The organism is Parendozoicomonas verongulae (assembly GCF_009711465.1).
GTDB lineage: Bacteria > Pseudomonadota > Gammaproteobacteria > Pseudomonadales > Endozoicomonadaceae > Sansalvadorimonas > Sansalvadorimonas verongulae.
On the sequence record NZ_SMME01000726.1, the window covers coordinates 1 to 7459 of the forward strand.

Below are 7459 nucleotides of genomic sequence, written 5' to 3' on the forward strand. Positions count from 1 at the left end.
TGAAGGCGCCGGAGTTTAACTGCCCACCGCTCCCCCTGCCCGCTCCGCAGTCTACGAGAGACATAAGAAGGTATAACAAGTTTATAGCCATGGTGCAGCGCATCAACAAAAGTACACCGTCTAGCCGTCAGGAGGCTCGTCAGAAGGCGCTCTACACCAAAGCAGGGACTGAACTGATACCACCTCCGATTCCAAGGCTAGACTTGATGATTTATCCACTGCAGTTTGGCCGTGTTGGCATTTCTAACGCCATAAATTGCGGCTCGGAATCCATTATTTACCTGGCGGCCTACGCTCCAGAAAATACTGAGTCAGGCCCTGATGCCCAGGCACCTGCCATCCGCCTCCAGATAGTCAAACAAATGATCTGGAACCGGGCCAACAAAAGGGAGGAGAGCAAACGGTTACGACTTTTGAAATACCTGAGTCAGCAGGTTGCACATCCAAATATCGCACATATCAGAGACTGGCGTGAAGACGAACAGCAAGGATACATTCTGATGGTGGAAAGCCCGGCCTGTCCCGTAGAGGTTGTTGCCCCATGGGAGGAAGCAGAGATTCGCAGTTTTGCCAGGCAAATGCTCTCAGCTATAAGTGCGCTTCATATGAATAACTATGTTCACCGGGATTTCAAACCGGATAACGTGCTCTACCGGAAAAGTCACGATCCCAAAAATCCAAAACACTACCTGCTCACCGATATGGGTCAGCTGCGCAAAGTCGAAAGTGACAGGATGTATATGTCTCTGCATGCTGGCACCATGGCTTTTCTGACACCCGAGCACTTACGGGTCATTATTGATCGGCACCAGACTCGCCATAAAGAGACTTCGGATGCTTTTGACCCTCGGTTTGATATTGATATCAATGGCTATGCCCATGACCTGTTTGGCTTTGCAATGGCGCTGATTCAGTTGAGCCAGGGCCGTCATCCTGTTTCGATGATGGGTGCACATTCCAGAGAGGTGCCTGAAGAGAACCGTCTTGATCATTATCAAAGTCAACTGCAAAAGCTGGTGGACTACGCCGCATCAGAAAATCTGGATATATTTACGAGCCATCTTTATAGCTTTATCCATAAGCTGATGCCAAAGACACAATACCCCATTCAGTTTCCAGACTGGTTGACATATCTGATCAGAGACATTTTCAAAAATATGAACACTGCCTCTGACGATACTGCACAGAGTCTTTTCCTGAAGCACTTTGCTCAGCACAGGCAAATAGCTTCCCGTGCCGCTGTCAGGCCAGCGACATTTCCACGCAAAGTATCTTCTGGCCGGAGCCAATACCATCAGTCATCCAGAGCACCTCATATCACGGCACACCCGGCCCCGGGGCGCAAAGGTAACTGCATGGATGTATACAGTCGCCCCCGTTCCAAGAATTGAGTTCCCACCCGGACAACGATATTCTGGAAGAATGAAAAACCTTGCTGTCACCACACTGCCTGCTACCGAGAATCAGCACAGCCATGAACACCACCAGCTGGTGATTCCTGTGGCAGGTCAGGCAGACTTCAACATTGAGGGAAAGCGTGGACGCATTGCCCACAGTGTGGGTTGCGTGATCCCCAGCCACAGTATTCATGCCTTCTCTGGCCGACATGGCAACCAGCTGGTGCTGATCAATGTTGACACTCAGGATCTCACTGCAGATATGGAAACCATGTTTGCCTGTCCGGCCTGGTTTCGTATTGACCGTTCTCTGATGGAGCTGATTCATCAGGTCGGCCACGAACTGGCCCTGTTCCCGAATGATGCTCAACTGGCTAACGCCCTGTGCGATGGCGTGTTGCGCAGCCTGCAACTGCGTTTTGCTCAAAGCTGGCAGCCAGTGGCGAGTGTTGCTCTGTCGATGGATCAGATTTGTGATTACATCCACACTCATCTTGAACACGCTCTGCCCGTCGCTGAACTGGCCTCTCTGGCAGGCATGGCAGAAAGCCGCTTCTACGATGCCTTTCGAGCCTTCACTACCTGCACGCCCCACCAGTACATTCTGGCGCTCCGGTTGAAAAGTGTTTGTCAGTTACTGGCCACTACCAACGACTCCCTGGCGGATATTGCCGCACACACAGGCTTCACCAGCCAGAGCCTGATGACCCGCGCCATGCGGGAAAAACTGAAAGTCACTCCCCTGCGCTATCGTAAACAAGCACAAAGGGAAACAGAAGTTTTTGCATAAAACACTGGAGTTTTTGCAAAGACCTTTCCCTCAAATCCCTTGTAACGTCCTCACCATAACTATCCTTTAAAAAGTCAACCAACCAACAAACAAACTAAGACACCAATAAGAGGAAGTGGGCATGTTCAAAGCCATAGATGCGTTTACCCCCGCTTTTATACGCCAGAAGCCAGAGGAGCTCTGGGGATATATTTCTCCCCATTACTGCGTGGATGAAGAGCCCTGGTTGCAGGAACTGCTGGATCAGCTGGAAGAAGATGCCGATCAGCGTGCCAACATCGCCAGCCGCACAACCTCGTTGATTGAACAGGTGCGGGCCAGTGACAACGCCATTCACATGATCGATTCCCTGCTGCTTCAGTACAGCCTCGACACCCGTGAAGGCATTCTGCTGATGTGTCTGGCAGAAGCCCTGCTGCGCATTCCTGATGCGGACACCGCTGACGCCCTGATCCGCGACAAACTCAGTGTGGCTGACTGGAACAAGCACCTGAGCCAGAGTGAATCCCTGCTGGTGAACGCCTCCACCTGGGGCCTTATGCTCACCGGCAAAGTGGTCACCATGGACACTCAGGAAGATGGCAAACCCTCCGGCATTATCAGCCGTCTGGTGAACAAGATGGGCGAGCCGGTGATTCGTCAGGCCGTTAACCAGGCCATGAAAATCATGGGCAAGCACTTCGTGCTGGGACGCAATATTAAGGAAGCCCTCAGCAATGGTCGGGGTGAACGTAAAAAAGGGTATACCTACTCCTTTGACATGCTGGGGGAAGCGGCCCTCACCGCTGATGATGCCGCGAAATACCATGCCGATTATCTGGCGGCCATAGAAGCTATCGCTGCCGAGTCGAATATTGATGGCTCTCCCAACCCCGGTATTTCTATCAAACTCTCGGCCTTGCACCCTCGTTATGAAGTGGCCCAGAGTGAGCGGGTGATGTCTGAGTTGGTGGACTCCATACTGGTACTGATTCGTGCCGCCCGCAGAGTCAATGTGGCAGTGAATATGGATGCCGAGGAGCAGGATCGCCATGAGCTGTTCCTGAAACTGTTCGAGAAACTGTATCGCCATCCGGACTGCCAGGGTTGGGGCAGCTTTGGCCTTGTGGTTCAGACCTATAGTAAACGTGCTCTGCCTACCCTGTGCTGGCTGTCGGCTCTGGCTCGTGAACAGGGGGATGTGATTCCCGTACGTCTGGTAAAAGGCGCATACTGGGACAGCGAGATTAAACTTTGTCAGCAGAACGGCTATCCCGGTTACCCAGTGTACACCCGCAAGGAAGCGACCGATGTCGCCTATCTGGTGTGTACCCGTTTCCTGTTCAGCGAAGCCGTAAGGGGAACTCTCTATCCACAGTTCGCCAGCCATAATGCCCACACCGTAGCCAGTGTGCTCACCATGGCTACCAACGCAGGTGACAACAACTACGAATTCCAGCGCCTGCACGGTATGGGAGATGCACTCTATAAACTGGTACTGGAACAGGAAGCAAAAAATATCCGCATTTATGCACCCGTTGGCAGCCATAAAGAGCTGTTGCCCTATCTGGTGCGCCGACTGCTGGAGAATGGCGCCAACTCCTCCTTTGTCCACCGCCTCGTAGATGCCAGAACACCCGTGGAATCTCTGGTTCACCATCCTGCTGATCAGCTGGTGAAGCATGAACACCTTGCTAACCGTCAGATTGCTCTTCCAGCCCATATTTTTGATGATGAGCCTGGTGGCCCGCGCCGCAATTCCTGCGGTATCAATATCGACATTGAATCCATTGATCACCCCTTCCAACAAGAAGTACAGAAGTCTATGGCACAGCAATGGCACAAAGGCCCGATCATCAACGGCCAGCAGGTAGAAACCACCGAATCCTCCGATATCACCAGCCCCCATCAGACCGATGCGGTGGTTGGCCGTATGCACTGGTCGACGGAGGCTGAGATCGACAACGCCATTGATTCCGCCACCAGCGCCTTTAAAGAATGGAGCAACACACCTGCCGAACAGCGCGCAGCCAAACTGGTGACTCTGTCCGATCTACTGGAAGAACACCGGGAAGAACTCATCGCCCTGTGCCACCGTGAAGCCGGCAAAACCATCCATGATGCCATCGACGAAATCCGTGAGGCTGTAGACTTTTGCCGTTACTACGCCAAGCAAGCTGTGGACAAGTTCGGCGAACCACTGGTTATGCCCGGCCCCACGGGAGAATCCAACGAACTGCGCCTCAGTGGCCGTGGCGTCTTCCTGTGCATCAGCCCCTGGAACTTCCCGCTGGCGATCTTCCTTGGTCAGGTTACAGCTGCACTGGCCGCAGGTAACACCGTGATTGCTAAACCTGCAGAACAAACCAGCTTGATTGCAGCCCGTGCCATTGAGTTAATGCTGGAGGCCGGTGTTCCCGGTGAAGCTATCCAGCTACTGCCCGGAGACGGTGCCCGTATCGGTAACCGACTGGTGTCTGATAGTCGCATAGCCGGTGTCGCCTTTACCGGCTCCACAGAAACCGCCCGCAAGATCAACCTGTCTATCGCTAACCGTGAAGGGGCCATCATTCCTCTGATTGCCGAAACCGGTGGCCAGAACGCCATGATTGTAGATTCCACCTCTCTGCCGGAGCAGGTGGTGAAAGATGTGGTGAAATCAGCTTTTGGCAGTGCAGGACAGCGCTGTTCCGCCCTGCGGGTGCTGTATGTGCAGGATGATATTGCCGAGCGGGTGATCTCCCTGCTGAAAGGTGCCATGGACGAGCTGGTGATCGGTGATCCAAGCCTTCACGCCACCGATGTCGGCCCGGTGATCGACGAACGTGCCCGTTCCGGCCTGCAGGCCCATATCGAGCGCATGCATAAGGAAGCCAGACTACTGGCCAGCTGTGAGCTGCCAGCCTGTGCCAGCAATGGCCACTTTATTGCGCCAGTGGCCTTTGAAATCGACAGCATCAGTGTGTTGGAGAAAGAGCACTTTGGCCCCATTCTCCACGTCATTCGCTACAAGGCCGAAGAGCTGGGGCAGATTATCGAGCAGATCAACAGCACCGGTTACGGCCTTACCCTTGGCGTGCACAGCCGCAACGAGCGCACGTCCACGTTTATTCAGGAGCATGTGAACGTCGGCAATGCCTACATTAACCGTAACCAGATTGGTGCGGTGGTTGGGGTACAGCCATTCGGCGGCCAGGGGCTGTCTGGCACTGGCCCGAAAGCGGGTGGCCCGCACTACCTGTACCGCTTTGCCACGGAGAAGACTCTGACCATCAATACAACGGCGGTGGGTGGTAACGCCACACTGCTGTCGTTAGGCGGGGAGCACTGACAGTTATCCAGAAGCGGGCCATGAATACATCTGGCCCGCCAGATCAGTCAGCCAGAGCCCACCGTTTTCATACCAGCCCACTGTCGGCTTATGGCCGCCTTTGGGCAGGGTGATGGAGCCGGGATTAAACAGAGTGATGCCGTTACGGGTTTCCAGCATAGGTAAGTGGGTGTGACCAAAACAGAAAATATCCCCTTCCGACAACTGTGGCAGTTTGTCCGGGTGCCAGATATGGCCATGGGTTAAAAACATCTGCCGGTTATCAATCAAAACCTGCACGTATTCACCCAGTACGGGTACCTTCACCAGCATCTGATCCACTTCACTTTCACAGTTGCCGCGTACGCAGGTGATCTGGCTGGCACGCTCATTCAGCAGGTCAGCTACTTTGGCGGGGTTATACCCTTCTGTCAGCGGGTTTCGTGGCCCGTGGTTGAGCAGATCCCCCAGAACCAAAATGCGGTCTGCGCCTTTTTCATCTGCCAGTTTCAGAGCTTTTTCCAAAGCAAGAGGATTGCCGTGTATGTCGGAGATCAGCATTAACAACATGCTGTGTATGTCCTTTCATAGGAGGGAGTTATCAGGATATAAAAACAGGGCCTGATCAGGCCCTGTTTTAAAGGTATAAGCAACTGAGGATTATGCCACCTCAATACCTTGCCTGGCGAGGTTACGCTGCAGATAGAACATAACCGCGATCAGAGCAACACCGATCGCAACACCGGCCCAGCCTACGCTGGAGAAGTAGTCGCCATAGGCATGCAGGGAAGCAATCTTGTCTGCACTGCCGTGAGGTATAGCCACCAGCTTACCCAACTGACCGGTGATCAGGTTAGACATGGAAGTGGACAGGTACCATGCACCCATAGCGAAAGCGATCATGCTTGGGTGGCAGTAGATACCAATCATGGACAGACCAACAGCACTCACAAACAGTTCAGCAATGGTTACGATAAAGTAAGCCAGCCCCACATAGTCAGCATTCACAATGCCAGCGCGGTCAGCTGTTACAGTGCCAGCCCACAGAGCAATCATAGACAGACCCGCCAGCACAACACCCACCGCAAACTGGTAAGGAATAGTGAAGCCTTTAAAGGTACGGTAGAACTTAGGCAGTGCAGAGCCAATCAGCAGGATAACCAGAGGGTTAATCATCTGGAATTGGGCCGCTTCCAAATGGAAACCGAGCAACGCCAGGTTGGTGTTATTTTTGGTGAACATCACCATGGTGGTGGCCATCTGGTTGTACAGTACAAAGAAGACAATCGCCACCAGAATCAGGAATGCGGCCACCAGTTGCTTGGTACGGTCGGCACCTTTCAGAAGCATGGTGCGCACACAGAACAGAGAGATACCCATCGCACAGCCCAGACCAATAATGTAGGTGCTGACATGAGGGTTCAGGTAAGCACCAAAGGCCAGGACGTAACCAGCCATCAGAAAGGCAACAACAGGGAGAGTGCGCTGCAACGTCATGGGAGTCGCGTCCATGTCATCCACAACATTGTCATAGAGCTTCTGCTTGGCAACAAAGTTCAGAGCGGCCAGGGCTTTACCAATCACAACAATCGCCAGTACAGACATCACGCCATAATGGCTTTCCATCAGCAAGGGTGCAATGCCGATACCAATCAGGCTGCCTACGTTGATCGCCATATAGTACATGGTCATACCAGACTTACTGCCGGTTTCGTCACCCTTATAGATGCGACTCACCAGTGCGGAAGAAGGAGAACCGACCAAAGCGTTGATAGCAGGAATCAGGGCGTAAGCCGCAATAAAAGCCTTGTTACCAAAGACGTGAACATAGGAGCTGCCCAGATAAACCAGACCGTAAGCCGCCGCCAGCAGGCTCACACCAATGGTAATACCACGACGAAGGCCAAGGAATTTATCGATAATATAACCACCGATAAACGGCATCATATAACCAACAGCCTGGGTGTGACCCATAAACTCATA

General features: G+C 53.0%; 5 protein-coding genes. 3 read left to right on the top strand and 2 right to left on the bottom strand.

Translation table 11 applies throughout. The features are described from left to right. From E1189_RS04045 to putA, 3 genes are all read left to right on the top strand, one after another. Positions 1-1391 (top strand): protein kinase domain-containing protein (locus E1189_RS04045; RefSeq protein ID WP_230460140.1); only part of this gene is annotated, 1391 nt, incomplete at its 5' end. 31 nt (positions 1392-1422) lie between these two features. Beyond that, positions 1423-2187 carry a helix-turn-helix domain-containing protein gene (locus E1189_RS04050; protein WP_196221177.1) on the top strand — a complete coding sequence of 255 codons (765 nt, stop codon included), beginning with the start codon at positions 1423-1425 and terminating at the stop codon, positions 2185-2187. Positions 2188-2308: 121 nt separating this feature from the next. Then, complete coding sequence (putA, locus tag E1189_RS04055) at positions 2309-5497, top strand: bifunctional proline dehydrogenase/L-glutamate gamma-semialdehyde dehydrogenase PutA (protein WP_155158785.1); 3189 nt, start codon at positions 2309-2311, stop codon at positions 5495-5497. A 3-nt stretch (positions 5498-5500) separates the two neighbouring features. On the opposite strand, the gene yfcE is transcribed toward putA, so the two are convergent. Then, positions 5501-6046 carry a phosphodiesterase gene (gene yfcE, locus E1189_RS04060; protein WP_155158786.1) on the bottom strand — a complete coding sequence of 182 codons (546 nt, stop codon included), beginning with the start codon at positions 6044-6046 and terminating at the stop codon, positions 5501-5503. 90 nt (positions 6047-6136) lie between these two features. Beyond that, a partial coding sequence (locus E1189_RS04065; RefSeq protein ID WP_230460141.1) for a peptide MFS transporter occupies positions 6137-7459 on the bottom strand: 1323 nt, incomplete at its 5' end.

Coding starts and splice junctions, on each gene's coding strand:
- yfcE (WP_155158786.1), bottom strand. CDS start 6,046: ATGTTGTTAATGCTGATCTCCGACATACACGGCAATCCTCTTGCTTTG.
- E1189_RS04050 (WP_196221177.1), top strand. CDS start 1,423: ATGAAAAACCTTGCTGTCACCACACTGCCTGCTACCGAGAATCAGCAC.
- putA (WP_155158785.1), top strand. CDS start 2,309: ATGTTCAAAGCCATAGATGCGTTTACCCCCGCTTTTATACGCCAGAAG.